General features: G+C 46.1%; 23 protein-coding genes. 4 read left to right on the top strand and 19 right to left on the bottom strand.

Annotated features, from left to right (window positions below):
* Positions 1–74: 74 nt before the first annotated feature.
* From MKY24_RS22895 to MKY24_RS22930, 8 genes are all read right to left on the bottom strand, one after another.
* Positions 75–1,124, bottom strand: coding sequence for a leucine-rich repeat domain-containing protein (locus MKY24_RS22895; protein WP_023990379.1), 1,050 nt, complete (start codon positions 1,122–1,124; stop codon positions 75–77).
* Positions 1,125–1,258: 134 nt separating this feature from the next.
* Entirely contained in the window at positions 1,259–2,560 is a 1,302-nt protein-coding gene (locus MKY24_RS22900; protein WP_023990380.1) for a pyrimidine-nucleoside phosphorylase, read from the bottom strand.
* Positions 2,561–2,592: 32 nt separating this feature from the next.
* Entirely contained in the window at positions 2,593–3,300 is a 708-nt protein-coding gene (gene deoD / locus MKY24_RS22905) for a purine-nucleoside phosphorylase (protein WP_023990381.1), read from the bottom strand.
* Positions 3,301–3,391: 91 nt separating this feature from the next.
* Positions 3,392–4,576 (bottom strand): phosphopentomutase, encoded by a 1,185-nt coding sequence (gene deoB / locus MKY24_RS22910; RefSeq protein ID WP_023990382.1) that lies wholly within the window; start codon positions 4,574–4,576, stop codon positions 3,392–3,394.
* Positions 4,577–4,605: 29 nt separating this feature from the next.
* The gene (locus tag MKY24_RS22915; RefSeq protein WP_023990383.1) at positions 4,606–5,784 is read right to left on the bottom strand and encodes a NupC/NupG family nucleoside CNT transporter; all 1,179 of its coding nucleotides are present in this window, start codon (positions 5,782–5,784) and stop codon (positions 4,606–4,608) included.
* A gap of 75 nt (positions 5,785–5,859) precedes the next feature.
* Complete coding sequence (locus tag MKY24_RS22920; RefSeq protein WP_023990384.1) at positions 5,860–6,255, bottom strand: cytidine deaminase; 396 nt, start codon at positions 6,253–6,255, stop codon at positions 5,860–5,862.
* Positions 6,256–6,285: 30 nt separating this feature from the next.
* Positions 6,286–6,948 (bottom strand): deoxyribose-phosphate aldolase, encoded by a 663-nt coding sequence (gene deoC, locus MKY24_RS22925; RefSeq protein ID WP_025722509.1) that lies wholly within the window; start codon positions 6,946–6,948, stop codon positions 6,286–6,288.
* A 209-nt stretch (positions 6,949–7,157) separates the two neighbouring features.
* Positions 7,158–8,093 carry a sugar-binding transcriptional regulator gene (locus MKY24_RS22930; RefSeq protein WP_023990386.1) on the bottom strand — a complete coding sequence of 312 codons (936 nt, stop codon included), beginning with the start codon at positions 8,091–8,093 and terminating at the stop codon, positions 7,158–7,160.
* A gap of 275 nt (positions 8,094–8,368) precedes the next feature.
* Here MKY24_RS22930 and MKY24_RS22935 point away from each other — a divergent pair, with 275 nt between their 5' ends.
* The gene (locus MKY24_RS22935; RefSeq protein WP_023990387.1) at positions 8,369–8,782 is read left to right on the top strand and encodes a chemotaxis protein CheW; all 414 of its coding nucleotides are present in this window, start codon (positions 8,369–8,371) and stop codon (positions 8,780–8,782) included.
* Positions 8,783–8,842: 60 nt separating this feature from the next.
* On the opposite strand, the gene MKY24_RS22940 is transcribed toward MKY24_RS22935, so the two are convergent.
* The 6 genes from MKY24_RS22940 to MKY24_RS22965 all read right to left on the bottom strand — a co-directional run bounded on the left by MKY24_RS22940 (position 8,843) and on the right by MKY24_RS22965 (position 17,343).
* On the bottom strand, positions 8,843–9,961 hold the full coding sequence (locus tag MKY24_RS22940; RefSeq protein ID WP_023990388.1) for a slipin family protein: 1,119 nt from the start codon (positions 9,959–9,961) through the stop codon (positions 8,843–8,845).
* A 347-nt stretch (positions 9,962–10,308) separates the two neighbouring features.
* A complete protein-coding gene (locus MKY24_RS22945) occupies positions 10,309–10,446 on the bottom strand; it encodes a hypothetical protein (RefSeq protein ID WP_155990463.1) in 138 nt (45 codons plus the stop codon).
* Positions 10,447–10,798: 352 nt separating this feature from the next.
* A complete protein-coding gene (locus MKY24_RS22950) occupies positions 10,799–13,717 on the bottom strand; it encodes a glycosyl hydrolase (RefSeq protein WP_339200948.1) in 2,919 nt (972 codons plus the stop codon).
* Positions 13,718–14,306: 589 nt separating this feature from the next.
* Positions 14,307–15,407, bottom strand: a complete 1,101-nt coding sequence (ribD, locus tag MKY24_RS22955; RefSeq protein WP_339200949.1) for a bifunctional diaminohydroxyphosphoribosylaminopyrimidine deaminase/5-amino-6-(5-phosphoribosylamino)uracil reductase RibD — start codon at positions 15,405–15,407, stop codon at positions 14,307–14,309.
* Entirely contained in the window at positions 15,404–16,168 is a 765-nt protein-coding gene (locus MKY24_RS22960) for a GTP cyclohydrolase II (RefSeq protein WP_023990390.1), read from the bottom strand. Before MKY24_RS22960 ends, ribD begins: the two co-directional genes overlap by 4 nt.
* Positions 16,169–16,236: 68 nt before the next feature.
* Positions 16,237–17,343: an FAD-dependent monooxygenase gene (locus MKY24_RS22965; protein WP_339200950.1), complete on the bottom strand. Its 1,107-nt coding sequence runs from the start codon at positions 17,341–17,343 to the stop codon at positions 16,237–16,239.
* Between the two features lie 267 nt (positions 17,344–17,610).
* Here MKY24_RS22965 and MKY24_RS22970 point away from each other — a divergent pair, with 267 nt between their 5' ends.
* Positions 17,611–17,946, top strand: a complete 336-nt coding sequence (locus MKY24_RS22970; protein ID WP_023990392.1) for a helix-turn-helix domain-containing protein — start codon at positions 17,611–17,613, stop codon at positions 17,944–17,946.
* A gap of 170 nt (positions 17,947–18,116) precedes the next feature.
* Here the strand turns inward: MKY24_RS22970 and MKY24_RS22975 are convergent, their stop codons facing one another.
* Complete coding sequence (locus MKY24_RS22975) at positions 18,117–18,509, bottom strand: helix-turn-helix domain-containing protein (RefSeq protein WP_013312050.1); 393 nt, start codon at positions 18,507–18,509, stop codon at positions 18,117–18,119.
* 149 nt (positions 18,510–18,658) lie between these two features.
* Between MKY24_RS22975 and MKY24_RS22980 the strand changes: the two genes are divergently transcribed.
* Positions 18,659–19,177, top strand: coding sequence for a DJ-1/PfpI family protein (locus MKY24_RS22980; protein WP_023990393.1), 519 nt, complete (start codon positions 18,659–18,661; stop codon positions 19,175–19,177).
* A gap of 194 nt (positions 19,178–19,371) precedes the next feature.
* Complete coding sequence (locus MKY24_RS22985) at positions 19,372–20,073, top strand: YoaK family protein (protein ID WP_023990394.1); 702 nt, start codon at positions 19,372–19,374, stop codon at positions 20,071–20,073.
* A 12-nt stretch (positions 20,074–20,085) separates the two neighbouring features.
* On the opposite strand, the gene MKY24_RS22990 is transcribed toward MKY24_RS22985, so the two are convergent.
* From MKY24_RS22990 to MKY24_RS23005, 4 genes are all read right to left on the bottom strand, one after another.
* The gene (locus MKY24_RS22990; protein WP_339200952.1) at positions 20,086–21,261 is read right to left on the bottom strand and encodes a DHHA1 domain-containing protein; all 1,176 of its coding nucleotides are present in this window, start codon (positions 21,259–21,261) and stop codon (positions 20,086–20,088) included.
* A gap of 330 nt (positions 21,262–21,591) precedes the next feature.
* Complete coding sequence (locus tag MKY24_RS22995) at positions 21,592–22,023, bottom strand: universal stress protein (RefSeq protein WP_023990396.1); 432 nt, start codon at positions 22,021–22,023, stop codon at positions 21,592–21,594.
* A gap of 2 nt (positions 22,024–22,025) precedes the next feature.
* Positions 22,026–23,261 (bottom strand): MFS transporter, encoded by a 1,236-nt coding sequence (locus tag MKY24_RS23000; protein ID WP_338532859.1) that lies wholly within the window; start codon positions 23,259–23,261, stop codon positions 22,026–22,028.
* Between the two features lie 251 nt (positions 23,262–23,512).
* Positions 23,513–24,079, bottom strand: a complete 567-nt coding sequence (locus MKY24_RS23005) for an XRE family transcriptional regulator (RefSeq protein ID WP_023990398.1) — start codon at positions 24,077–24,079, stop codon at positions 23,513–23,515.
* Between the last annotated feature and the right edge of the window lie 116 nt (positions 24,080–24,195).

The raw sequence follows: 24,195 nt of genomic DNA on the forward strand, positions 1-24,195 counted from the left end.
CCTGTATTCTTGATACTGATGTACAGCTTGCGTTCCTCTCCACCATTTGATTTCCTCCTCTTCTTATCTTTCCTTCAGTCGTCACCGTGATTGCACAGATGGAACGGCTTATCTTCTATAAGGAAGCGATTCAGCCAGGTCATTTTATATATAAAATCGGGTGCCGATTCGATGAATCCATTCACAATGTCCAAGGAGCGTAGATTTTTCAGGTTTTGTAATTCAGGAGGCAACGTACGGATTCCGCTATACTGAATATCCAGATACTCCAGTTGTTGCAGCTCTCCGATTTCAGGAGGCAAATGCCGAAATGCCAGCTCCGCCTTGGGAATCACTTTGAAATCTGGGGCCGGACGATCATAGCATCCACAGCTGATCCTCAGGTTTTTGAGATGGGTCAGCTTGGCAATGTCAGCGGGTAGCTCTTCCAAATCCGCTACTTGTATCGTCAGTGACTCCAACGATTCCAATTCGAACAAAGCGTGCGGTAGTGTTCGTATATCCTGCTCGAAAATAGTCAGATGCTTCAGGGAATACAATTCTCTAATCCGTTCCGGTATCTCCCTCAAGCCAAACCCCATAAGCTCTACTCGATCCGGTTGATGCCGAATAGCATCGTCCAGAAAAATATCTATATTCTGATGATATTCAGGTTTGTGAATAAACACACCAGGTATAAGCTTCTCCAATTCATCCGCTTCTTCTGTAGCCATGTTTAGTCCACCTATTCGTTCGTGAGCTATGTTAATGATCCAATCCCTTCCCTCCGCATTCTGGAAGCACAAATCCTCAGGTAATTGGGGATGTACCCAGGAAAACAAACTAGACGCCGCCTGCTTTAATAATCCCCCTGCCTCGGGCGCACACTGGTATCGGTAAAATGTTCCTTGTGTGTAGGCAATGGAATGGATGCCCCTAATTTCCTCATAGGAGTGTGTGGACAGCATAAAAGGATTCAATTGCTGTAACAATTCCTTGAACAGGACATCCTGGTCGATCACTCCATTCTCATCCTCTGTCGCCCATTTATGTATGCCCAGCATAAACGTGTCTGCCCGTTCCATAGCATAATCAATCAGTCTTTCATAGGCTGCTCCCCGGACATCGCTGTATAATCTGAACATGTCTCTCCCCCTCTGTGCAACCCTCGGCCTTACAATAAAAAAAGCCGAACTCATATCTATTATGAGTCCGGCTGTCATATTTTTCAAACTTGATCAAAGACACTCAACACGACTTTATAAATATGGCTTATCGCTTACTCTGTCACTGTTCCGTAGATTAGTACTGGCGCTTCCGCGTGATCCGCAATACGGATGTTGGCGTAGATTTTCTCCAGCACTTGGGCTACATCTTCACGGTTCGCATGGATAGTAACCAGTGAATCGCCTTTTTGAACAGCATCCCCGACCTTTTTGTTCAGCATCAAGCCTACAGCCAGATCAATCTCGGATTCTTTGGTCGCACGTCCTGCTCCAAGCAACATCGCTGCGGTACCGATTTCGTCAGCCACGATTTCAGCTACCACACCGTCCTGCTTCGCTGGCACCTCAATAAGATACTGTGCTTGCGGCAAGCGTTCAGGATGATCCACTACAGAAGCGTCACCGCCCTGATTCGCAATAAACTCTTTGAATTTCTCAAGTGCTTTGCCATTGCGAATGACTTCTTTGAGCTTCTCTTTGGCGTTTTCGAGAGATTCTGCTTTCCCTGCCAAAAACACCATCTGACTGCCCAAAGCCATACACAGCTCTTCCAGATCTTTTGGTCCTTCGCCACGCAGCGTATCAATCGCTTCTTTCACTTCCAGCGAATTACCGATGGCCAGACCCAGCGGTTGACTCATATCGGAAATGACTGCCATCGTTTTGCGACCCACATTGTTACCGATGCTCACCATAGCATGTGCCAGTGCTTTGGCATCATCTACGGTTTTCATAAATGCGCCTGCACCTGTTTTTACATCAAGCACGATGGCATCGGAGCCGGCAGCGATTTTCTTACTCATAATCGAGCTGGCAATCAGCGGAATCGAGTTGACCGTCGCTGTAACGTCACGCAAGGCATACAGCTTTTTGTCCGCAGGTGTCAGGTTGCCGCTTTGTCCGATGACCGCAATTTTGCTGCGGTTCACCAAATCCACAAATTCGTCCTTGCTGATTTCGACATGGAAGCCTGCAATAGCTTCCAGCTTGTCGATCGTTCCTCCGGTATGTCCGAGGCCGCGGCCTGACATTTTGGCTACCGGAATGTCCAAGGCCGCTACGAGCGGAGCCAGTACTAGCGTTGTCGTATCACCCACACCGCCAGTGGAATGCTTATCGACCTTCACACCTTCAATCGCGGACAGATCAATGGTATCACCCGAATGAACCATCGCCATCGTCAGATCAGCGCGTTCGCGTTCATTCATATCTTTGAAGAAAATGGACATCGCCAATGCACTGACTTGATAATCAGGAATTTCACCCTGAGTGTAGCCTTGGATAATAAAATTAATTTCCTCCGTACTCAGTTCTTTTCCGTCACGTTTTTTCTCAATCAAGTCTACCATTCTCATATGTCATTTCTCCTCACTGTGCGTATGATCGTTTACAGAGATACTGCTGTATCCAGTGCAACTTCCATCATTTCTTTAAAAGTTGTTTGCCGTTCTTCTGCGGTCGTTTCTTCCCCCGTTAGCAAATGATCGCTTACCGTCAGAATCGTCAGTGCGTTTACGCCAAACTTGGCTGCCAACGTGTATAAAGCCGAAGTTTCCATTTCTACACCCAGCACGCCGTATTCCATCAGCTTTTGTACCACTGATTTGTCATCACGGTAGAAGCTGTCTGAGCTGAATACATTGCCGACATGCATGTTCAAGCCTTTGGCAACACCGCGATCATAAGCGCCCTTCAATAGATTGAAGCTGGCAATCGGCGAGTAATCGTAGCCGCCAAAGATATGGCGGTTCATGCCGGAATCCGTACAGGATGCCTGTGCCAAAATGACGTCACGAACGTGCACATGCTCCTTCATTCCGCCGCATGTACCCACGCGGAACAGGTTTTTCACACCATATTCGCTAATCAGTTCGTTGACATAAATACTGATGGAAGGCAGCCCCATCCCAGTTCCCTGTACAGATAGGCGTTTGCCTTGGTACGTACCCGTGAATCCGAGCATTCCGCGTACCTCGTTGTAGCAGGTCACGTCCTCCAGATACGTTTCAGCAATAAACTTAGCCCGTAACGGGTCTCCTGGCAGCAAAATCGTTTCTGCAATTTCTCCGGGTTTGGCTCCAATGTGTACACTCATGTTTTTTTATTCCTCCGTCCCATTTGTCCATGCTTGTATCGTTATTTATATCGTTACTAGTAATCTTGCTTGTACTCTTGCTGGTCCTTGATTACTGAAGGTCTGCCAAAAAGCTCGTTCCGTGTTCAGGCAGTTTCACACCAAAGTTATCCGCCACGGTCGCTCCAATATCAGCAAAGGTTTTACGAACTGCAAGCTCCTTGCCCCCAGCTGTAAAACGCGGGGAATATGCCAGCAAAGGTACATATTCGCGGGTGTGATCCGTTCCCCGATACGTCGGGTCATTCCCATGGTCCGCAGTGATGATTAGCAGATCGTCATCGGTCATTTTGGCAAAAACCTCTGGCAGACGCGCATCGTAATCGTCCAAGGCTTGACCATATCCCTGCGGATCACGACGGTGACCGTATACAGCGTCAAAGTCCACCAAATTCAGAAAACTTAATCCGGTGAAATCCTCATCGAGCGTAGCCACCAGCTTATCCATGCCGTCCATATTGGACACCGTACGCACCGCCTTCGTCACACCCTCACCGTCATAAATGTCGGAGATTTTACCCAAGGCGATCACATCCAGACCTGCATCCTTCAGCTCGTTCATGGTGGTGCGACCAAACGGTTTGAGCGCATAATCATGTCGGTTGGAGGTACGAGAGAAGTTCCCTGCCTCGCCTACGAACGGACGTGCAATAATGCGACCCAGCATGTACGGATCTTCCAGCGTGATTTTACGGCAGAACTCGCAAATCTCATAGAGCTCTTTCAAAGGTACAACTTCCTCATGCGCCGCAATTTGCAGCACAGAGTCCGCCGAGGTATAGATGATGAGCGCTCCAGTTTTCACGTGTTCTTCGCCCAGCTCATCCATGATTTCCGTTCCGCTGGCCGGCTTATTGCCAATAACTTTGCGGCCTGTGTGCTCCTCAATGCGCTGAATCAGCTCATCCGGGAACCCATCAGGAAATACACGGAAAGGAACAGCAATATTCAAGCCCATGATTTCCCAATGACCCGTCATCGTATCCTTGCCATTGGACGCTTCCTGCATCTTGGTGTAATACGCAAGCGGCTTGTCGGCCGCTTCCACACCTTCTATGGAACGAATATTGGATAGACCGAGCTTACCCATATTCGGCATCTTTAGACCACCGCGTTCGCGGGCAATATGACCGAGTGTATCTACATCGTAATCATCAAACTGGGCAGCATCCGGCGCTTCGCCGATACCAACCGAGTCCATAACCACCAAGTGAATTCGTTTGAATTTAGACATCATAAAAATCCTTTCCTAACTCGCTGTTTTTTTTACAAAAACAACCCTGCAATCGTTGCCGACAGCACGCTAACCAGCGTTGCCCCGTACAACAGCTTCAGACCAAAGCGGGCCACCACATTTCCTTGTTTTTCATGCAAACCCTTCACAGCCCCGGAAATGATACCGATGGATGAGAAGTTAGCAAAGGATACGAGGAATACCGATACGATCCCGACCGTGCGCTCCGACAAGCCTGTTTGCTTGGTCAGATCAAGCATAGCCACGAATTCGTTGGATACGAGTTTGGTAGCCATAATGCTGCCCGCCTGAACGGCTTCGTTCCACGGAATACCCATGACAAAAGCGAAAGGCGCAAACACATATCCAAGCAGCGCCTGAAAGCTGATTCCAAACAACCAAGAGAAAATCCCGTTAACCATGGCAATCAGCGCCACAAAACCGATCAGCATTGCAGCTACCGTAATAGCAACCTTGAAACCGTCCATAATATATTCCCCGAGCATTTCGAAGAAGGACTGCTTCTCTTCCTCCTGAACCTCCAGTAAATCGTCTTCCTTCTCAATCTTGTACGGATTAATAATGGAAGCGATAATAAAGCCGCCGAACAGGTTCAATACCAAAGCTGTGACCACATATTTGGGATTTAACATTTGCATGTAAGCTCCCACAATCGACATGGACACCGTAGACATCGCAGACGCACACAGTGTATACAACCGATGTTTTGGCAGCAGACCAATTTGCTTCTTAACGGAAATAAACACCTCGGATTGACCCAAGATAGCCGAAGCTACAGCGTTGTAGGATTCCAGTTTACCCATTCCGTTTACTTTGCTCAAGACAAGCCCGATATATTTAATAATAAAAGGTAACACTTTTACATATTGCAATATACCAATCAGCGCAGATATGAACACGATTGGCAGCAGTACACCGATAAAGAACGGTGCTGCGCCTTCATTCGCAATTCCGCCAAAAACAAAGTTAATCCCTTCAGTTGCATATGCCAAAAGACTATTAAAACCTTTTGCAAAGCCTTTGACCAGAAATTCGCCAATTCCTGTATTCAGCAATACGAAAGCAAGCGCTGCTTGCAGAACAACCATAACTATCAGCGGACGATACCTGATTTTACGCTTGTCACTGCTGGCAACGTAAGTAAGTGCAAATACAACGAGCAGTCCCACCAGAGCGATTACATATTTCATTTAATTTCCCCCTCATTACATTAAGCGCTTACATTCCCCGTAAAAAGAATGCGCTCCAAAGAGGCATTCTTTTTTTTATTTCCCCAGATCCGCAGGTCGAAAAGCACCCGGCAGTAATTGATCCACCGTCCACTCTTCCGTGTTGCCATGAAGGTTTGTCAGATAAATTTTGGTATCTTGATGAGCAAATTCGGAAATAACCTGACGACAGGCCCCACATGGAGACACAGGCCCTTCCGTATCAGCTACTATCGCAATCGAATCAATTTGACGGCAGCCTTCGGATACCATTTTGAAAATCGCTGTCCGCTCTGCACAATTGCATAAGCCGTAGGAGGCATTTTCCACATTACATCCGTGATAAATCGTGCCATCGCTTCCGAGAACCGCAGCACCCACCTGAAAATTCGAATACGGAACGTATGCCTGTTTACGCGCCTCAAGCGCTTTCTGAATCAATTGATCCTTCATCGCGAATCCCTCCATGACTTTAAAATAAACTTAGTAGGAAGATGTAGACTGCTCGCCCTCGATGATCTTCACACCGGAACTTGCACCGATCCGACTTGCGCCAGCTTCTACTAATTTTTGCACGTCTTCCAGACTGCGTACACCGCCTGAAGCCTTAACACCAATCTCAGGTCCTACCGTTTTGCGCATCAAAGCCACATCTTCCGCAGTAGCTCCACCTGTTGAGAAGCCTGTCGAGGTTTTCACAAAATTCGCTCCCGCTTTGACGGACAGCTCACATGCCAGTACCTTCTCTTCGTCTGTTAGCAGGCATGTTTCGATAATCACTTTTACCAGTGTACCAGCAGCTGCCTCCACGACCGCACGGATGTCCTGCTCGACGAGCTGTACATCACGTGCCTTCAAAGCGCCTATGTTAATAACCATATCAATTTCAGTCGCACCGTTAGCAATAGCATCTTTCGTTTCAAATGCTTTCGTTGCGGACGTGCTTGCTCCCAGCGGGAAACCGATAACTGTACAGATAGCTACGCCTGTGCCTGCGAGCTGTTCTGCTGCATAAGCTACCCACGTCGGGTTCACACATACAGAAGCAAACTGATATTTTTTTGCCTCGGCAGTCAATTTCGTAAATTCATCCTTCGTCGCATCTGCACGCAACAATGTATGGTCGATTAATGCTGCAATGTTCATATCTAAAAGCTCCTTCATTAGATAAATAGTGTGAAGACAAAAGTCCTTTATTTCTCTGTGATGAGACCATCATAGCACGCCTTTGAACATATGTAAAACACATTTTGAAATTATGTTCAAGCTTATGCGCAAGGCGTCACCTACAATTCATATTACCCTGTAGGGAAACGCCATAACCGTGTATTTTGCTGGATTGAGAAAGACTTGCTCTATTGTAAAAGTGCTTGTGCCGTAAACTGATCTGTCACCAAGATATTCGCATACTTGCCACGCAGCGATGCCCGAATGGCCTCCACTTTACGCTGGCCTCCAGCGACGAGAATGGACTTCTCCTTCTTTCGCAAATCAGGCAAATCAATCCCGACGGTACGGCTATTGATTTCCTGACTGCATATGTTGCCCTCAGCGTCAAAAAAGCGCGAGCAAATATCGCCCTTGCCGATTCTTTGCAGTAGCTTCTGCTCTTCTCCGTTAAAATAGCCCAATCGGAACAGCAATGCATCCTCCTTGACCGTACCCACCGTAAACACAGCGATGTTCGCCTGCTTGCCAAGTTCAATGATACGCTGGATATGCCGATCCTCCTCGACCATTTTCTTAACGGCGTGACTGTCGAAAATCACAGGCAGCGGCAAATACCGTGCTATGGTATGAAAGGCTTCTGCGAACAAATTCACGGTTTCCACGGCATATGTGTTGACATGCGAATGGCTCACGCCTCCTTTGAGCTGAACCACCTCAACACCCTTGACCTGCTTTTGCTGGAGATGAAGCGCTACGGCATGCATCGTTGTTCCCCATGTCACTCCAATAATATCAGCATCCTGTACCGTTTCATGCAAATAATCGGCTGCTTTTTTGCTGATATGCTTCTTAATCTCCTGATATTCATTTAACGGCGAATAACAGACTAACACGGTATCCAGTCCGTACTTCTTCTTCACCTGCTCTCCGAGCGCGTCCATATCCTCCATCGGGTCCACAATACTGATCCGCACGTATCCCTGTTCCTTGGCAGCCTGCAGTAACCGCGATACCGTAGGACGCGAAACCCCGAGTCTGACCGCGATATCTTGCTGACTGTAGTCGTTTAGATAGTATAATCTGGCTGCCTCGATACTTAATCGCTGCTTTTCATGATCCATTCTACCTCAACCCGCTTATCTTAAAATGTAGTGCCAGCGGACACAGCTTTAGTCCCAAACATTATATATGAAGGGAAACTTGAAGCCACGCCTTGGCCGTATAGTTGTTAATTTGGAAGATTTAACTGCTCGTTTGTGATATTCTGTGATTAACTACAACTACTTTACCGCATCCTCAACTTTATCGTTCCATCTGTCAAAACGCAATAGTTAACCCATTTTACCGCTCATTCACAACCTGTGATGGCTTATCTGAATATGTAAGGAGAATTGCTATGTCTGAATTTATTGTGTGCAGTCTGGCGGACAAAAAGTTCGCGTTAAACTTTGTGGAAGTAGAAGAAGTCATGAATGCCAAAAAAGGAACGCCGCTTCCCTTTTCCGAGGCGTGGCATGAAGGAATGGTGACTATTCGCGGCAACGTATTTACGATCCTTAATTTACGCAAAAAGCTGTTTCTTCCTGCATCAAGCGATTCCGCCGAGGACAAAATGATTTTGCTCAGCCGTGCGAAGATTGCTCTGCTTGTCGATCAGGTGGAGGACACGGCTTCTGCCGAGGACAGTCAGCTACAAAGCAATGAGGAAGAGTGGCAGCGCGAGTTGTTCCCTACTGTGATGGAGCATCAGGGTACCCTCATTCCGGTGATCGATATGGACGCTTTTCTTGCATCCACCAAGACGAACTAAAACGCAAAATACTCCCGAACCTTGAGCCGGCTTGCACTCATCGTTCGGGAGTATTTTCAGTTATTGGAGTCCCTGCCCCTCTTTCATGTGAACCAGTGTGTTCAGCTGCTCCAGCAACGTATTTCCGCCAGTCAGCGAAATCGTGCCAATCTTCTCGCAGATTTTTTCCATGAATTCCAGTTCTTTAAGACGAAAGAGGGTGGCATTCTCGTCCATTAGCTTGGCCGTATTGAGCAGACTACGAGTGGATGCCGTCTCTTCACGTCGTGTGATGAGGTTGGCCTGTGCCTTCTTCTCTGCCAACAGCACGGTATTCAGAATATCCTTGATATCCCCCGGCAAAATAATATCCTTCACCCCTGCTGACGTAAAAGTCACTCCATATTCGCCGCTCTGCTCATTCAGTCGAGTCAAAACATATTCCGCAATCTCCTGCTTCATTTTCAGCAAATCATCCAGCTTCATCGTGCCAACATATTCGCGCAGCAGCAGTTGAAGCATAATGTACATTTGTTCCTCGTATGCCCGGAATTCCAACGCCCGCAACGGGTCGATGATACGGTACTGACAGACGAAGTTGAGGCGCAGCGTGATTTTGTCCTCTGTCATGATTTCCTGTCCCATCAGGTCCATCTGCTGTTGTCGCATATCTATCGTTTTGATCTCTGTATTCACTGTGGACATCCAGAAATAATATTTGCCCGGTTTTAGCTCACCCTGCAACACATTATCGTAATACAAAAATCCCAATTCATAGCTGCCCACCTGAAGTGCCTTCCAGAAGCCCGGTGTCTTGGACAAGAATGCTTGCCCCAATGCCTTATCAATCGCAGGCTGCCGAGTATCTGCACGAACAAAACGATGTTTCTTGAGCATGTTCCAAAAAGCATATTTCCCAGCCGTTAGCAGCTCCACAAATCGATTATCCTCATAATGCAACACATATTCATGGTCTTCTACATCAATGACATTCAATTGCTCAAGCAATAGGGGATCTGTCAAAAACAAACGAATATCATGATCAGGTACAAAAAAAGGTTCGGCTACATTCAAAATTTCAACTGCTTCCTGCTGAAATGTTTTCAATAGGTAAGTTCCTGGGTGCAACAACTTGTGGTAGCTTCCTTTTTTGAACAGCAACCCTCGCTCATCAGATTTAATCGTTATCTTCTTAAACATCGTATCACTCCTAGTATTTAAAATCCTCAACTTAAAAATGTACATTTCCGCGTGTAGCGGCTTCACGTTCCATTTGATCTTCCGATCGCTGTTGCAGTGGAATTCCTTCAATTACATAAAACATTCAAAGGTAGGAATTCCACTGCAAAGGCGAACGCTAACGCTTCTTCAGATTCAAAATGGACCGCTCCGCTGATTCGCATGTTATAGTAAACACACATTTTTAAAATGAGGATTTTTCACTTTTATTTGTTGTAGTAGGGTTAGTGACCCTTGCAGAGCATCCCTCCGGGTGGACGGCGGGGTCAAGCTTGAGGAAAAAGAAAGATACCGCCTGTTTCCGTGTTCTAGGGATGGAATTCATCAGCCCAACATCGATTGTGAATCTGTATCCCCGAAGCCTCGAACCCTGTCGGCGCTTGCTCTCTCCGGTATCCGCTGGCCGCATAGCCATCGCCCCGGTACCTGTCATCGAGACCAGACATGGGATGCTCTTATCCGGGTCTTTTCATTGTTTTTATTCGATCATTCGAATACTCTACCAGAAGTCGCGTGGAAGGCGATTGGGAATTGAACCCTAATGTTGGTGGATACATCAGAATTACAGGATACCTGACCCCATCAGGGCAGGCACTGCGGGACCTTTGGAAATCCACGCCTCGGTAATATCTTCCTGTATCAGCCTTTATCATTATCGCGCAACCTGGAACTCACGAACATGGCGAAAGTATTACGACCCTATAAAAAAACAAAAAAGACACAGGAGAAGCGTATGTGCTTCCCTTGTGTCTTTCTTTCTATAGTTAACTGTCGCGTTCGTATCTTAGGCCTGATCCACTAGGATGTTTTTTCGAAAACGGGATCAACGCTCGGTAACGGAAGTTGTGGAACGTCTGTCGTTGTAGAAGCAGTCTGCTGGTGTGTATAGCTGAATGAAGGGGTCTCATATTGCAATCCCGCCTTTTCATAGGTAAACCAATAGCTGACAGCCTTCCCGATATCGAGGTCTGTAATCCGCTGCTCCCAGACACCGCCGTTGTTTGTCATTCGGTAATTGAGCTGTTGTCCACCCGTTAAAGTATAATGCACGTCAACATAGACCGAGGCTGTTTTGGGTGTAAATTGAAGCAATGCTTCATGATCGCTGACAAAGCGAGCTCCTACTTTATAATCCTCCGTTTCTCCACCACCCTCATTACCGCCAGATGCTGGGTCTGTCGTTACCCCTACCGCATTGCTTGCTGCAGATAGGTTACCAGCTGCATCGCGAGCCTTAACGGTAAAGCTGTAAGTGGAAGCTGCATTCAGCCCTGTAATTGAAGCGGAAGTACCGCTTATCTCTGCTGCCTGAGCCCCGTTCTTATAAACGATATAACCCGTAACGCCAACATTGTCTGTAGCTGCATCCCACTCCAGAGTGACTACCGAAGCCGTTTTGGTCGTAGCTCGAACATTCGCCGGGATGGATGGAGCCTCCGTATCAGGTTGCGGATTGCCACCGCCGCTTCCATTTCCGGTATTAAAGGTATTCGGCTGCACGGTAATAGTGTGCCCATCTGAGAAGGTTACCGTTTTAACCTGGTTTGTAAAATTGTAGGCCACATAAGTTTTTACACCGTTTTTATGAAATACGGCATAAATAGGTGAATTAGCGATGATGCTGCGGTCGATGTTGCCTAAAGCATCCAAATTGTAGATCCAGTGGTAGGCATTCGCCTTGGAATTCCCCGCTTCCGGTGTCATGGCCGCTACGCGTGCACTGAATTTGGCCTTGGCATCGGACGGGTCCGAGATCGCTCTGTACATATACACAATATCTTCCCATGGACTGAAATTCCCACCGCTTTTTTGCAGCAGATCGTTATAATTTTTAGCCGCATACTCCGAATATTGCGTCAGATACAAGGAGGCCGAGGTAATTGGCAGCCAGTTGATACCATGCACCTCTGCGGCATTATTGGTCCACCATGTTGCATTCCCTACCGTTTTACCACCCCAGATCATGCTTGCCGTCGCGCTTTGCATCCCTGCAGGGGTGTTTGTGCCATGCACATCAAACCAGTATTCGTTAATCGCATTCATTTCCGTTGTATATAGATAAATGCCCAGATCACGAGTTTGAGTATTTCCCGTCGCCTCGCCCCATAAAATAAGACCTGCCCAAGCATTCATCGCTTCCGAGGAGGATTCATTGTTGTTGCCATCACCAAATTTGGCATGGCCGGAAGCCCAGGTATGCCCGGCATAGGGATCAAAATTACGCAAATACGGAAATTTCGAATCAGACCTGTCGGTATTGGCGATGTCACGAATGAGCAACTGTACCATCTGCCCCCATTGGGAATTGGATGCCCAGCTCTTGTCCACACGTGCAATTTCGGCCGCGGCCTTGATAAAGTATCCATAATGGAAGTGATGGTCATTTAATTCTACCGCACTGCCAAAGCTGTCGGGATAACCGATCAACGTCCCCCAATTGTTGTTATACACAAATAGACTGGAGCTTTTCAGATTATCCGAGCTGTCACTGGCCTTAAACCAGTCCTGCAGCCGGCTTTTGATCTCATTGCGGAACTGGGTCGCTGCTGCGGTATTGCCAGCCTGGTCGGCAATCGGCGCCAGCGCTGCTAGCTTGCCCAGACGTTTTCCAGTCCAGTACGTGTCTCTATCGCCGGAGTAGACTTCCGCTTTCGCTTCGTCTATATAACTGTTGAGCGTATTTTTATCGTAGGACCCCAAGTCGGGCAGGGAAGGCAGTACCCCTGTAAACTTCATTTTCGTTTGAAAAGAAGCACCTTCTGCTGTTTTCATCAGACCGCGTACAGAATTGTACGTATAGCCTAGCAGGGGTTGTGATGAATTTTTCCACTGATGCGGGTATAAGGCAAAAATAGTACCGCTTTGCGTGCCTTCCTTCGCTGTTGTCGCAACAGTAAAGGTGGTCGTCACCTCGGAAGAGGCTTCGTTATAGCTGTACTGTGCTTTGGAGTTTGTAACGAAAGAATAGGCGTATTGCTGAAATTTGTCCAATGTCGCGGTTGCTTTGTCAGGCAAAGCGGCCACTGTAAAATAGTTTTTCCCGTTCAATTGATTGATCAGAGTACTCGTTCCGAGGCCAGACCAGGTGCTGCCGGAAGGACCAAACAGACCATAATGTGAGCCATTAACCGTAATGCCAAGCACAGGGGAACTAGCTGACCCAGACCAAACCTCTGGCACCCCATTAAATGAAAGCTTGGGATTGCCACCGCCAAACTCAAAAAAAACATAGGGGGAGCCGTGTCCATAGGTAGCACTCATTTTATTGCTGCCGCTTTGAAATAATGATTTGACAAACCAGTCGCTGAAACCGTCCACCTTGGCATCAGGAAATGAAGCGCTTACAGAATGACCGACGGAAAAATCGTTCACATCATCCATCCAACCTGCGATGTATCCCGGATTTACCGTAATTTTCCCACTCGGGTTAAAGATGCGTAAACCGTTTTGCTGATTTTTCAAGGCAAGGGGATGCGGATATTGAGCCTCGGAGTACGGTACCCAGGCGAGGCTGCTCCACCAGTCATTGGTAGGCATTGGGCTGTTTACATTCGCTGTTTTGTAAATCTCGTTTTGCGGTGTTGCTGCTCCGGCAGGTAGTGTGGTTGAATATGAGCCAGCGCCTTGTGTGACCTCACCCGAAAAGGCTTTAGTAGAAACCGGTGCAGCTAAAAATATCAGACTGGCACTTAACAAGCATAATAACGTTTTTTTCACAACCTACATCCTCCTTTGAATTCTATAATCCCTTTCACTGCAAGGCTTTTCCCTTCTCTTCCAAGTTGATTTCAACTTCATTGTGCTTGATCTCAATTTCCAGGTCAATCCTTTTATTTCTATATTCTAACTAAACGAGGCGAAAGTCTCTAAAAATACATAAGAAACCAGGACGAAAAACCCAAGCATGTGTAATTATGTTATCTCGAATTCACCCCATTAGACATTTACCCTATGAGTTATTCATCCCATTAATCATTCACCCTAATAAACGTTTAGTATATAAAAAAAGAATCCTCCAGGCCTTTTAGCCCTTCAGATTCTCTGTTCTTTTAAGTATATGAGCTTTTGAGCTTTTGAGTATTTAAGTCCTTTTGCCTTTCCCATGCTCCACACCATTTCGAAAAAATGAGTGACTTTGCGGTGGGCAGTAGCGGAGCGAAGGGGTTGAATCTGGAGAAGCGTAAGCATTCGCCTTTGCAGTGGGATTCTTACCTTTAAATGTCTTATACAATCCGAAGAATCCCACTGCAACAGCGATCGGAAGATCAACCCCTTAGTGGAGTGCCTTCTCCCCCGCAAACAACACTCATTTTTCCCGCTCAAAATACCCTTCTAGTTTCCAGTCTACACCAACCTGTGTCACGCTCAAATCATGCAATGCCACCGCATCGCTCATCGCAGACACGCCCTCTCCCCCGAGAAATCCCGGGGCTGCGCGTCCTCCAACCAGCTTTGGTGCCATGTACAGCACCAGCTTGTCTGCCAGCCATTGCTGCACGAAGGAAGCGTTCACCTCGGCTCCGCCTTCTACGAACACTGATGACACCTCCGCTGCCCCCAGAATATCCAGCATTTGCGGCAGGTTAACCCGATCGCTGTTTTCATCCTGAGTCGGAAATATCTTTACACCTAGCTGTTCCAACTGGCTACGCTTGCCTTCATCATAAGCGCGTCCTGTGAATATCCAGGTAGGCGCCTCCCCATCTGTAATGACACGGGCATCCAATGGAATTCGAAGCTTGCTATCCAAAATGATACGAATCGGATTCCGTCCTTCTGGTAGACGAGTCGTAAGCTGAGGATTATCGTGAATCACCGTCTGTACACCGACCAGGATTCCCACATGCTCGTTACGAAGACGATGCACATCCTCCCGTGCAGCCTCAGATGTAATCCATTTGCTTTCCGAGGTCCGGGTTGCAATTTTACCGTCCAGTGTTACTGCCGATTTGATCGTAATAAAAGGACGCTTGCTCACAATATATTGATTGAACACTTCATTCATGCGGATGGATTCCTGCTCACATACTCCGACAATGACCTCAATGCCCGCATCTTTCAAAATCTGTACCCCTCTGCCGGAAACCAGCGGGTTCGGGTCCAGCGCTGCAACCACCACCCGACGAATGCCTGCCTTCACAATGGCTTCCGCGCACGGGCCTGTCCGACCGTGATGAGAACACGGCTCCAGCGTTACGTAAATTGTCGCTCCCTGAGCGTGTTCCCCCGCCATACGCAACGCATGAATCTCGGCATGTGGCTCGCCGGGCTTCAGATGAGCGCCGATCCCAACGATACGACCGTTGTTGACAATGACTGATCCGACGAGCGGATTCGGTTCTGTTTGCCCTTTAGCACTTCTGGCATTTTCCAGTGCCAGGCGCATATATTTTTCGTGAGTGGTCATAGAACCTCCCTGAGATCGGAATCCCGCAAATGGCCGGATCGTTCCACTTTTGTATTCAAATACCGTTCATTATATTGCGACACATCGCCCCAGAGCGGCATGCGACCCGCCACATTCATACCCGATTTCTTCAAGGCATCCAGTTTTTTGGGATTATTTGTGATCAGGGTTACCGGTTTTTGTCTCAGGTGACGGAGCACACTAATGGCGTCTGCATAGTTGCGGGTATCATCTTCAAAACCCAATTGGTGGTTGGCTTCTACAGTATCCATGCCTTCTTCCTGCAGAATATAAGCCATTGCTTTACTAAACAAACCGATTCCGCGGCCTTCATGGTTAGCCAGATAGAACAATGCACCCGTTCCATGTTCCACAATCATTTTCATGGACTGGTGGAGTTGAAATCCGCAATCACAACGCTTGCTACCAAAAATATCTCCAGTATGGCAAATACTATGCATGCGAACTAATGCATTTTCCGACTGTTGAAGATCGCCATACACCAAAACGCTTGACTGTTGTCCCTCTGCCAAATCCAGTGTGGACAATCGCTTCACAATCGTCTCAGCGGTGGCATTCAGTAAGTCCTGACGATCTTCCTCATCCCGTACAGGCAACCAGCAGTACCACTGAAAAACAACCGTTTCTCCTTCCAAATTAACTGGTAGCTTGATCGGTCCTACTAAAATCGTCGAAGATTGCTCTCCGCGAACGGTTTGAATTTTATCGTTAAGTAGCGTAGCTACATCTTTTTGGTTCATCTCTCTGCACCATCCTTTATATAAACTCTATATATGAAAATTCCGGTAATTCATGTTGTTGTCAGGATTTATATCCTTTGATTATCGGCTTGTAAGAAATGTTCATGAAACGTGGATTCCATCGTCAGCTGCCGTCCCTGAAGCTCGGTGACAGCCTGTCGCCGTCCGTCTTCGAACGCCTTTAGGTCTCCTGCGGTATAGCTCTTCTGTCGTAAACGAAGAAGCTCACTGGCTAGCACATCGGCATCCTTCAAAGCTGCATTCAAGCCAAAAGCTCCGGTAGGTGTCATGGTATGCGCCGCATCTCCAATAAGGACCAGCCCGTTCTGCGCCCAGGTGTCACTGCGACTGCTGAAAATATCCAACGGTACGAAGTCCTTCCATGAACGAATGTGATCATGCACACTATGCTTCAAATCCGGAAAAGCCTCGGTAAACCGTTGTATAAAGGGTTCAAAAGATTGCTTAAACAGGGTTGGAAAGCTACCTTCCTCCACATTCCAGCCAATTTGAATATAGCCCTCAGCCTGCGAGAATAAAGCCAACTGCCCTCCGTTGACCCGTGCCAGACGAGTGACGGGCTCCCACCCAGCAGGTGCTGTGATTTTCGCCCATAGCAGATCATAGCCGTGTCGAATGTTTGTCACAGGCATCTGCGCCAGCTTGCGCACAGTCGAATAGCGACCGTCTGCCCCTACAATCAACGAACTGTCAATCGTGATCTCATGACCGTTCTTATCGCGGGCGGCCAAGCCCGTGTACCCCTGCTCGCTGTTACCTTCCAAGGTAGTCACAGTTGTACCCGCCAGGTAACGGAAGGACCCGTAGGTTGACGCCTGCTTGAGCAGAGCCTCCAAAAATCGAGGCTGTGGAATATGAACCCCCACATTACCATCTACTGATGCTGGCTTGACCGTCTTCACTTGCTGCTGATGCTCCCAATATTCGATTCTTGTAGAGGCGAGAACATAGTCCTTATGAATTTGTTCGAGCAGCTTATGCTTTTGGATCACTTCCTGACCCTCATCATTCAAGATTTCACCGCGGAAAGCCTTTCCCGCTATGCTCTGCCGCTCAATCAATATCGTGGATACACCATGCGCCGCCAGTAGACAGGACAACAAAGTTCCTGCGGGTCCCCCTCCAACTACGCACACTTCACATTCCAACTTCATCTGACTTCCCCCTACGCCCAAACCACACCATAACGATTAGTTCGTATCTGTTCATTTAATTACATCATTAATAATATCAAAAATAATATCAAATTAAGTTCAAATTTTAAGTATTCATATCTCAAGCTCCGTATCAAAGCCAACAAGTTACTTTATGTAACAAAGTATATTTATATCACACCATTTCGTCAAGTAATAAATTTATGTAAAGTAAAATCATTTACTTTTAACAGTGGATCGTTAATAATAGGAGCATGAGGTGATCACATGAACATTCCGCAGATGTGCCCACGGTTTGAAAAAGCTATGGAGCTACTGAGTAAGCGTTGGACGGTGTTGATCGTATTTCAACTAACCAATGGTCCGCAACGTTTCGTCGCTATTGAGAATTCAATCCCTAATTTAAGTGGAAAGGTCCTTTCCGACCGTCTAAAAGAGCTGGAGGAAGAAGGAATCATACAACGTATGGTTTATCCTGAGAAGCCTGTACGGATTGAATACTCTCTTACAGATAAGGGACGCGATTTAGCTCCTTTGTTTGACCATATCGGTACTTGGGCTACACGCTGGATTGAGGTTCTACCAGCACTTGAAAAGCAATGATCCATATGGGCTACAGCTATTTTTCCTAAACTAACATGATAAAAACACACAGACTGCTAACATGCCAAAGAACGCCTTTGCTCTAAGTACAATTTGTACTCATAGTGCAAGGCGTTCTATTTTTCATATGAAGGAACTTTATTGATTCACCTACATATCGATTCCATTATTTAAACGTTTCCCTCACCGCTGCGTTGCATTTCCTCACGAATGGATTGCACCCGTTTTTTCCCCCAGTCATACATCATCTCCACAATGGGCAAAATCGTCATCCCCAGTTCAGTCATCGAATACTCCACCTTTGGAGGTACCTCGGGATACACTTCCCGGTGCACAATACCGTCCTCCATCAACTCCCGCAGCTGATTGGTCAGCACTTTATGCGACAGCTTCGGAAACAGCCTTTGCAGGTCACTGAAACGGTGCGCCCCTTCTACACCCAGATGCCATAAAATGACGACCTTCCACTTTCCGCTTAAGACCGAAAGGGTCAGTTCCTTTTCGCAGTTATAGTCTCCGTTGACGATCTTCTCCCGTATTTCTTCTCTTAGCGTATCGGACATATATCAATTAACTCCTTCTAAATCATCATGGTCTTGCACTCTAATAGTAACCTACAGGTAACCTCCGTACTTGAAAGTGCATTCTTCACAGCCTGACGATGCCATCCTACAATAGTAGATATCGTTTCACATTCAAGGAGGAATGAAGTATGAGTAAAAAAGCTCTTTTTATTATACCCCCAGAGCGCTTTAATGAGGATGAATTGTTTAAACCAAAGGAGGCACTGGAGCAAGCAGGTGTTACTGTGACGCTAGCTAGTACAAAAACAGGCGAAATCATAGGTGACTACAACGGTAAAGCGACAGCTGATCTTGTTTTTACTGACGCTGTGCTGGCTGATTATGATGTGGTATCTGTGATCGGCGGATCAGGAACGAATGACTATCTTTGGAATAACGCGGATCTCCAAGCTCTGCTGAAACAAACTCATGAGCAAAAGAAACTATTGGCTGGCATCTGCGCAGGTTCTGTAGCCGTGGCTCAAACTGGACTGCTCTCCGGCAGAACGGCTACATGTTATCCTGTGGATGTACAAAAGGACCTGCTCCAATCGCATCAAGCCGAATATGTGGCACAGCATGTCGTTGCGCATAGCGACATTATTACAGCCGACGGTCCAGATGGTGCACAGGACTTCGGCGCAGCACTTGTCAAAGCCCTGCAATAAGCACATCTTTGAGGTTCTAGGTGGGCACTTTAAACAGCACTCCAAAAAGCCGCATCGCGTCCTTTCTTTTGTATGGGACCCGATGCGGCTTCTTTGTGCCATTTTCATGCTTAAGTGATTAATTTAATTGTATGGTCCTGGATTTTCGTGTTAGCTTTAAAGAATCGACGTTTAGTATAGGAGGCTTATATGCCGTGTTTATGAAAGGCAAAATCCATTTACATCAGGTAACGTCCGAATCGTTGCGACTGGGCGCCTTACTATCATTAGTAGGGGGCTTTTTGGACACATATACCTTTGTTGGAAGAGGCGGTGTTTTCGCCAACGCACAGACAGGCAATATCGTGCTGCTGGCTGTTAAAGTCATTCAGGGGCACTGGATTCAGGCATTATCCTATATCCCGCCTCTGATCGCCTTTTCACTGGGGGTTTTTGTTGCTGAAGGGATTAAACGCAAATCAACCCACCGTTTAACTCCAGACTGGACCCGCGCAATTCTTTTACTGGAAATCGCGATTTTTTTCATCGTGGGATTGATTCCACAAGGAGTTCCCAATACGGTAGTAGTGGTGATCGTCTCATTCGTCGCTTCCGTGCAAATGACTTCCTTCCGCAAGCTCATTGATGTGCCGTACACCTCCACGGTCAGCACCGGTAACCTTCGATCAGCTATCGAGGCTGTGTATGTCGCTGTAACGACCAAGGACACGAACGCTGCCATTCGAGCGATGCGTTATGGTGTCATCCTGGCTGCCTTCTTGGTAGGAGCCTTGCTGGGGGGATTTCTGACTTTGACGATTGGGGATAAAGCCGTTTGGGGCGCTGTTGTTGCACTTATTTTTTCTTTTATTTTATTTACAGAAGAGGAAAAGTGGAAGCTGCCGCTTCGTCACTAATCCTCCATTACATCAGCCCTGAATGAACTGCCGCTGGGCCGTTTCGAAGAAATTCAAGAGGTCATTGCGGGACGAAAATGCTGCCTGCGCAGATTGGTTGCTACCGCCCCCTTTGCCCTGAAACGCGCCCAGATTTTCCTTTAAATACGCTCCGCAGCTAATGGAATGGGTACCATTATGTGCCAGAATGATTTTGTTTTCGGCTGTTGTGGCAAATAAAACAAGCAGATCATGCTCAGCGGTCAGCTTGGCAGCCAATTGCTGCATCTCCTGAATGGATTTTTGTTCAAATACATGAGCAAGAACATGCCCCTGTACAGCAGACAGCAACTCTTTCGCCTGGTACGATGCATTTTCCTCTTGCAAGAACTCCACTTGCGCCTTGAGCTGCTTATGCTCCTGCTCCCACTTTTCGAATCGAGTCAAAATATCCTTTCGTCCAGTATTGAACTTCGTAGATAACACGTCCAAAATCCGAACACTCTCATTAAAGTCCTGGAGTGCGCGAGCACCACATTTGAAATGGATTCTCGCCATCCCTTTTTGCTTTTCCCATTTCAAGCATTTAATCATTCCAATTTCCCCGGTCTGAGCTACATGTGTACCGCCGCAAGCATTATATTCAATGCCCTCGATCTCGACAATCCGAATATTTTCCGTCACTTTGGGCGTTTTCACCAGCGGAATATCCTTCAATTGCTCACTGGTTACAAAAAAACTTTTTATGTTGCGATTACTATAGATTTGCTGATTTACTTCCTGTTCGATTGCCGATAGCTGCGCAGGTGTTACATCCGAACAGTTCACATCAATCGTGGCATATTCTTGTCCCAGATGAAAGCTTTCAGTACGCGCACCCAACAACTCCAGACAAACCGCTGACAGCAAATGCTGTCCGCTATGCTGCTGCATATGTTCAAATCTGCGCTCCCAATCCAATTGGCAGGCCACCTTTACATCCTCTGGAAAACGTTCTACCTGATGCCAAATGTCCCCATCCTCAAGAACAACATCTAATACACGGACGCCCTGAATTGTTCCTGTATCACAAGGCTGGCCTCCGCCATGCGGATAAAAGGCCGTTTCCTCCAGCATAACCAAATATTTTCCGTCTCTTTCCATGCTCTGTGTAATATGAGTGTCCCACTCCGTAAGATTTGGAGCAGTGTAGTATAATTTTGTCGTCATTCCAGATTCCTCACTTTTAGGTTCTTTGTCTCGTACGATATCCACTTATTATCAAGCACTTCATTGTAAATATCAATGTAGGGAAAAGCTTGAACCATGGCACGAACAACTGTAGAAAGAAAATAAAGTACTAGCTGGATATGTTGGTCCCACGCGACATTTCGAATTATAAAACCGTCAGATCTCGTAAAAAAAGTATTAGACTGGCCCCAGCTATAAAAACAGCGGCAGCCGTGGACGAGAAAATAAAGTCCTAGACTGTCGCTGTTTTATTGAACTAAAGTTCTCCGTTAGTATAACAATGCATCATCTTTACGGTTCCCGAAGGAGTTAATGCACAATGAGGACTGGGCAACTTGATAGCTGTGAAACCTTGTGGCTGACACTTCCAAGCATCATTTCTTTTATGCCACTTAGCCCACGGCTTCCAATAATAATGAGTTGCTGCTTGGAATCTCTTGCATAATTTAATATTTCATGTGCAGGATCTCCCTTAAGATGAAGTGTTTCCGGGTTAATCCCCGCAGATTCTAATTTGGATTTGGCTTGTTGCAACTGTTCCAAACTCGCTTTCTCCATTTCGTTCAATATTTCTTCCAAGAAATGCCCTGGTAAATATGTCATGCCATTCGATACATATTCCTGGCTGACATTAACCAAGGTAACTTGAGTTTGTTTGTTTCGAGCTATTTCAACGGTTGCATCGAGGAGTTTGTTCGTTATTTCAGCTTTATCAATTGCCACAATAATTTTGTCAAACATATTTATCGTCCTTTCCGTGGCAGCTCGTAACTATTTCGGCTACCTACAAAACGGTTTCTTGCTGCTCCTATACCGACTAAAAAGAGTAAGACCGAAGCGCCAAGCAGAATGAAAAGTGGCAGATTCCAACTATTTGTCGCATCATGCAGAAATCCTATAAGGGCAGGACCGATTGCGGCAAGAAGATATCCGATCGATTGCGCCATGCCAGACAGTTCCGCTGCTTGATGCGCATTTTCAGTACGTAAACCGAAAAACATCATGGACAAACTAAAGGCGCAGCCTCCACCAATTCCGAGTATTATAATCCACAACAGAATGATATAGGAGCTTCCGTATAGAAGTCCGAGCGTTCCCGTTAAAAGCAAAATGATTGTGATGACCACTAACAAACGTTGGCTAGACATGCGCCCAGCAATAACGGGGACAATAAAGGTAAATGGAAGCAGAGCTAACTGCATTATCGAGAGGTACCATCCTGATTGGTTTGAGCCAATTCCTTGCTGCTTTAAAATTTCAGGCAACCATGCGATCAACACATAGAAAACCATGGACTGTATACCCATAAACAAGGTTACTTGCCAGGCAAGAGGGGATCGCCAAACATTCACATCGTTGCTGGCCATCTGTTGACTCGTCGTGGTTGTTTGCTTCGTTTGATTTCTTAATTGAGGTAACCAACAGAGAATCGATACAAAGCTTAGAATCCCCCATATTCCCAATGCTCCCTGCCATTTTAGACCTGCGTTCACGGCTAGCGGTACACTGATTCCCGATGCGATTGCTCCAAATAAACTCATTGAAATTGAGTAAACACCTGTCATGGAGCCAATTTTATTTGGGATATCCCTTTTGATTAAACTTGGCAATAATACATTACATACGGCAATTGCGAATCCAAGAATTGCTGTCCCAATATATAGATTAGCTGCGCCAGATAAAGAACGTATTACAATGCCAACAGTCAGAAAGATTAGGGCAATCAAAATGATACGTTCAATCCCATACCTTCGTCCAAATTTGGGTACTAGAGGTGATAATAAAGCAAAGGCAAGCAAAGGTAGCGTTGTTATCAGGCCTGCTACTGTATTTGAAATACGAACGTCATCCCTTATGAGACTCACTAAAGGACCGACTGAGGTTAAGGGAGCACGTAAATTAGCTGCAATAATAATAATGCCGAGAATTATCAGTCCTATAGAGGATGGTACGGCTTTTATATTTTGTTTGTTCGACATTCTTCATTTCTCCTTACTAAATTCATACGTAAAATTTGTTTCCTGCTGATTGAAAAACTATGAAATAACATCCGCGCGAACAATAAAAGTATATTATAATATATTATTTTTAACAATAATTATTTTATAATATATTATTTTTAACAATAATTATTTTATAACACACATTAACTCATCTAAAAACAAAAATACAACTCTGAATTCCCGTCATGGAATTCGGAGTTGTATTTAATAAGTGGAATTTTCGACTTTTAGAAACCATACTTTAAGGATATATGGAGCACTGTTTCGCTATTCGTACGATTGGTATAAGAGTGAGGACAATCTGCACGAAAACTGATCGTATCATATTGATTCAATGTGTAAATCTCTCCATTGACTTGAATTTCAATGGAACCAGTCATTACTGTCGCAATTTCAGTTGTATTCACATGATGACCTTCAGGGTGATACGAGCTATTCGGCTGTAAGTAAGCCCGACACATTTCAATATCGTTGCTTGCGTTTTTAAAGACCGGTTCAATGATCCAATTTTTTTGATCATTAGAAAACCGCAGTCCTTCGCCTGCTCGATACAAACTAACAGGGTCTTCTGATTTCAACAAAGCTAATAGCGGTAAAGATATGCCTTTTGAAATTTTCCATATAATCGCCAAAGTTGGATTTGTATCGCCACGTTCGATATTCCCCAGAGTAAGTTTGCTTACACCCGTTAATTCCGCTAAGTCGTCTAAGCTCATGTTTTTTTCTTTTCTGTACTTTTTCAAGACACCGCCGATTTGTAATACAATTTGTTTTGATTCATCGATTTCATCCATTTGATATGCACCTCAACAAAAAACAATTATAGCTAGTATACTGTTTATCTAGACTCTTTTCCATACAATTAGTATGGGATGGTGGACTACACTCCTATGCAAAATTCTGACGTCTA

Origin of the sequence: Paenibacillus sp. FSL P2-0322 (genome assembly GCF_037975315.1) — a bacterium.
Classification (GTDB): domain Bacteria; phylum Bacillota; class Bacilli; order Paenibacillales; family Paenibacillaceae; genus Paenibacillus; species Paenibacillus polymyxa_B.

Coding starts and splice junctions, on each gene's coding strand:
- MKY24_RS22895 (WP_023990379.1), bottom strand. CDS start 1,124: ATGTTCAGATTATACAGCGATGTCCGGGGAGCAGCCTATGAAAGACTG.
- MKY24_RS22900 (WP_023990380.1), bottom strand. CDS start 2,560: ATGAGAATGGTAGACTTGATTGAGAAAAAACGTGACGGAAAAGAACTG.
- deoD (WP_023990381.1), bottom strand. CDS start 3,300: ATGAGTGTACACATTGGAGCCAAACCCGGAGAAATTGCAGAAACGATT.
- deoB (WP_023990382.1), bottom strand. CDS start 4,576: ATGATGTCTAAATTCAAACGAATTCACTTGGTGGTTATGGACTCGGTT.
- MKY24_RS22915 (WP_023990383.1), bottom strand. CDS start 5,784: ATGAAATATGTAATCGCTCTGGTGGGACTGCTCGTTGTATTTGCACTT.
- MKY24_RS22920 (WP_023990384.1), bottom strand. CDS start 6,255: ATGAAGGATCAATTGATTCAGAAAGCGCTTGAGGCGCGTAAACAGGCA.
- deoC (WP_025722509.1), bottom strand. CDS start 6,948: ATGAACATTGCAGCATTAATCGACCATACATTGTTGCGTGCAGATGCG.
- MKY24_RS22930 (WP_023990386.1), bottom strand. CDS start 8,093: ATGGATCATGAAAAGCAGCGATTAAGTATCGAGGCAGCCAGATTATAC.
- MKY24_RS22935 (WP_023990387.1), top strand. CDS start 8,369: ATGTCTGAATTTATTGTGTGCAGTCTGGCGGACAAAAAGTTCGCGTTA.
- MKY24_RS22940 (WP_023990388.1), bottom strand. CDS start 9,961: ATGTTTAAGAAGATAACGATTAAATCTGATGAGCGAGGGTTGCTGTTC.
- MKY24_RS22945 (WP_155990463.1), bottom strand. CDS start 10,446: ATGTCTGGTCTCGATGACAGGTACCGGGGCGATGGCTATGCGGCCAGC.
- ribD (WP_339200949.1), bottom strand. CDS start 15,407: ATGACCACTCACGAAAAATATATGCGCCTGGCACTGGAAAATGCCAGA.
- MKY24_RS22960 (WP_023990390.1), bottom strand. CDS start 16,168: ATGAACCAAAAAGATGTAGCTACGCTACTTAACGATAAAATTCAAACC.
- MKY24_RS22965 (WP_339200950.1), bottom strand. CDS start 17,343: ATGAAGTTGGAATGTGAAGTGTGCGTAGTTGGAGGGGGACCCGCAGGA.
- MKY24_RS22970 (WP_023990392.1), top strand. CDS start 17,611: ATGAACATTCCGCAGATGTGCCCACGGTTTGAAAAAGCTATGGAGCTA.
- MKY24_RS22975 (WP_013312050.1), bottom strand. CDS start 18,509: ATGTCCGATACGCTAAGAGAAGAAATACGGGAGAAGATCGTCAACGGA.
- MKY24_RS22980 (WP_023990393.1), top strand. CDS start 18,659: ATGAGTAAAAAAGCTCTTTTTATTATACCCCCAGAGCGCTTTAATGAG.
- MKY24_RS22990 (WP_339200952.1), bottom strand. CDS start 21,261: ATGACGACAAAATTATACTACACTGCTCCAAATCTTACGGAGTGGGAC.
- MKY24_RS22995 (WP_023990396.1), bottom strand. CDS start 22,023: ATGTTTGACAAAATTATTGTGGCAATTGATAAAGCTGAAATAACGAAC.
- MKY24_RS23000 (WP_338532859.1), bottom strand. CDS start 23,261: ATGTCGAACAAACAAAATATAAAAGCCGTACCATCCTCTATAGGACTG.
- MKY24_RS23005 (WP_023990398.1), bottom strand. CDS start 24,079: ATGGATGAAATCGATGAATCAAAACAAATTGTATTACAAATCGGCGGT.